The sequence below is a fragment of the Fimbriimonadia bacterium genome, assembly GCA_039961735.1.
GTDB lineage: Bacteria > Armatimonadota > Fimbriimonadia > Fimbriimonadales > JABRVX01 > JABRVX01.
Map to the genome: position 1 here is coordinate 1 of JABRVX010000063.1, position 3,733 is coordinate 3,733.

At 62.7% G+C, this 3,733-nt stretch carries 1 protein-coding gene; it reads left to right on the forward strand.

Annotation, left to right across the window (positions count from 1 at the left end):
• The coding region (locus tag HRF45_13030) for an RHS repeat protein (protein MEP0767446.1) at positions 1 to 3,733 on the forward strand (3,733 nt) is incomplete at both ends.

The window sequence follows — 3,733 nt, forward strand, 5'->3', positions numbered from 1 at the left end:
TTGTGGGCGAGGGGGACATCAGGCAAGCGCAAGCGGTTACGATTCGCTCGCTCGAGATGGTTAGGGACCCGGCCCCTCCGCACTGGTGGAGTGGAAGCTGCGAGGTGGAATCCGGTATCGAGATCTCTGAGGAGATGATCTCTGGGACTCCCCCTCCAGCAGGCTTCATCTTTGCTGAATCCGAGATTGACGTGTACCCCGCTGAACCCGGTTTCATCTTTCCCGCGATCGCGCTCCCCTCAGGACCAGGCGGTGGTTGTGAGTGCGGCATCCTGACGATCGAACCGCTCGGGGGGACGGCTAGCGCAGGGGGCGAGTTCGTCGTCTTTACCGGCACAGTGCCTCTTCGCTCGCAGCTCCAGGACGACGGGGAGGAGGGCGGCCCCGGCGACCCGGTGCCCACTCTGTTCCCACCGCCATTCGGCAACATGTCGCACTGGCTCTCCATGCGGGTGGAGCCGGGCCAGGCCCTCCTCGACTACTGGACTCCGGACACCTTCTCCAACGATGTAGACCCGGCAGGCAGACTCGGCTTCGTCGTTGTTCCAGCTCGTACCACAGAGACAGGCGTGGGGTCTCCCAGTGCCTCCGCAAGGGCGGGCATCCTCGGTAGCACCACTCAGGGCCTAACGAGCCTGACCGACCCCGACATTGGCGACTTCGCGGTTGATGCAACCGGAGCGCGCATCCGGTTCGGTTCCTACAACGGCGCGCAGCGCGTGGAGTCAGACCTGAACTTCGTGATGGGAGGTTCTACCATCACGAACGCGGGGCCGCCGGGCAGAATCGGCTCCAAGGGTGGGTGGACCTACACGTTCGGCCTATACGCGGGTCTCACGGACAACGTGCCCATTCACCTCTTGACGGGCATCACCGACCCGTTTGGCAACGAGGTCTCGATCAACCACGAACAGCGGACCGCTACGTTCAGTTGGAGCGGGGAAACCTGGACATGGGACCTGTACACGACCCAGCAAGGCGGGCCCCCGGGTTACCTGCGGATGCTCGAAAGGCCGGGGGAGCGGTTCACGTTCACGTGGACCCTCGAGGGCCAGATGGCGGGCTATATACGTGAGACCTTCGATCCGGTCGGCCAGGAGTGGGCTCAGGTTCAGCAGTACATCTTCGGGTGGGGTGGCGTTCCCGGCGCACTTATTAGTGCTAGGACGCTGACCGACGATTGCAGTACCGGCTGCGACGCGCCGCAGACGGTGACGCAGGTAGCGCACTCGGCCGCGCCCTTCGAGTCCCAGAACGAGCCCCACCTGGTGGCGTTCACCGATCGCTTCGGCTACCCCAAGATGCAGGCAACGACGGTGGGATTCGAAGAAGCAGAGTTCGCAACGAATCTTACGAGGTACCAGTCCGGGCGGGACTACGTGGTGACAGCGACCGACCCGACCGGAAAGACGTCCACCACACGTCTGAGGACCGCTACGGATGTCACGGGCATCCCGCGGGTCAGCGAGATTCACACAGAAGGAGCAACGCTCAGTGGCGCCGGTCGCCCGTCACGCACCGTCGTCAACCTGGACCAGTACGATCGCGCGACCACGGTGGAATGGGATACGGAAGCGGGCGCGCTCGCGAACGGCTACGAGCTCACCTACGACGGCTACTCGCAACGCGTCGCATCTGTTACCAACAGCGCGAACGACACTTGGACCGTCAGTTGGGCGACTGCAGGTGGTGAGCCAGTTGTCGCCGCCGTCACAGACCCGACGAGCATCTCGTGGCAGTTCGCCTACGGCCAACGCGGGAATCCCGCTGCCGCGCTCACGACAATGACCTCACCCTGGGGCGCTCACTGGCTGTTCGACTACAACGGCATCGGGCAGTTGAAGCAGGCGACAGCGCCAGACCGCGCGAGTGACCTGATCGAGTACTATGGAGAGGAGCAACAGGACCCCGCGGAATACCGCTCGCTTCCCAAGAGGTACACCGATCCGACGGGCCGCAGCGTGTACTTCGAGGAGTACGATCTGAGAAAGAACCTAACCCAGTACTCCTTTGAGGACGATGGCTACGACAAGATCAGCACCCGGTTCGGGTACGATCTGTTCGGCAACCTGAGCACGATCACCCACACTGACGACTCGGTGGCGTCGTTCACCTACGGTGGTGGCCTGCTCACGAAGGTGACGGACGAGGTAGGTCGTGAGGTGCACTTCGACCGGTACCCCGGTGGGGATAACCCTGGCAAGCTGCGATGCGTCGCCTTCGACGATGGCTTCCAGGACAGGTTCGCCTACCTCGACTATGATGACGCAGGACGCCTGACGCGTGTCTGGGATGGCAATAAGGCCGAACAGCACCTGGCAGGTGAGACCATCCTCGAGTACTCCTACGGCAACGCAGGGGAACTCACCGCCATCACTCACCGGAACACTGGCGGCACCACATCCAGCGAGGAGTTCTACTACAACGCCGAAGGGACACTGCGGGCGCGGAGCACCACCGACGGCCACACGATCGGCTACATCTACGACCAAGACCGTGAGTGGCTTACCGGGATTGACTATCCCAACGACCCCGACGTGGCCTTCACCTATGACGCTGCCGGCAGACTGGAATACGTGGACGACGGACCTGGTGCCATTGACTACGTTTACGACGCCTATGGACGGCTCTGGAAAGCGATCCGGACCTTCGACGCGCTGCAGAACAAGCAGTACGTGATCGAGTACTTCTACAACCCAGACGGCACCGTGCAGAAGACCAAGTCTGGGCTGGTGGCCGGTGGCACCGACTCGAGGGTGGAGAGCCGGTACACCCTGGACGACGCCGGGCGGCTGACCAAGCTGGAGTTCGTGTTCCCTCTCTCGCCTCCAGGCGGACGGACCCTGTTGGGGTTCGGCACCCCGAACACGTGGACCTGGACCTATGACCGCGCGGGCAGGCTGAAGACCGAGACGGATCCCACCGGGGTGGTGACAACCTATACCTATAAGGCCGGGGACGACAAGTCGTTCTTGGAAAAGGTCGAGACCAAGAACGGGGCCAACACGCTGATGAAGTTCGAGTACGCCCCCTACTCGGATGCGTCGGTGGCGAGTGTCACGGAGACCATCGGCGGCGGCGCGAACGGAACGGTAAGCTATGAGTACGATCACCGCGCCCAACTGGAGACGGAGCAACGCGTGGACAGCTACCAGTTCTACCGTGGCTACAACTATGACCAAGCGGGCAACCTCACCGATCTGAACCTGGGCGGCGGAGAGACGAGCGCGTGGACCGTCGAGTACAACCAACTCGCCATGGTGGACTGGAACACGCTGCCGGACTGGTGGGTGACCTATGGGGACGATGGGGCGGTATCATCTCTCGAGGTATATCAGCAAGGCGAGTGGGAGTATGCATACGACGACGAGAACCGGCTGACGGGTGTCTGGTATACGCCGTACGGACAGGCAACGGAGCAGAGGTATTCTTGCACGTACGATGCCTTCGGGAGGCCGGCGGTGGAGAGCTTCAGCCCGCCTGGACAACAGCCGGTGACGAGGTATCTGGTTTGGGAAGGCGATGAACTGCTGATGGAGGTCGGGCCGACGGGGACGGTGCTGGTCCGGCACGTGTGGGGCGCCGGTGGGTACCAGGGGTACTATCGGGAGACGAGCCTCACCCGGTTGGCCTTGCGGGATGGCCTGGGGCATGTGAGAGGGTTGATGAACACGTCTAAGAGCATAACCGACCGGTACGTGTTCGATGCCTATGGCAACGACGTCGCGCCGCT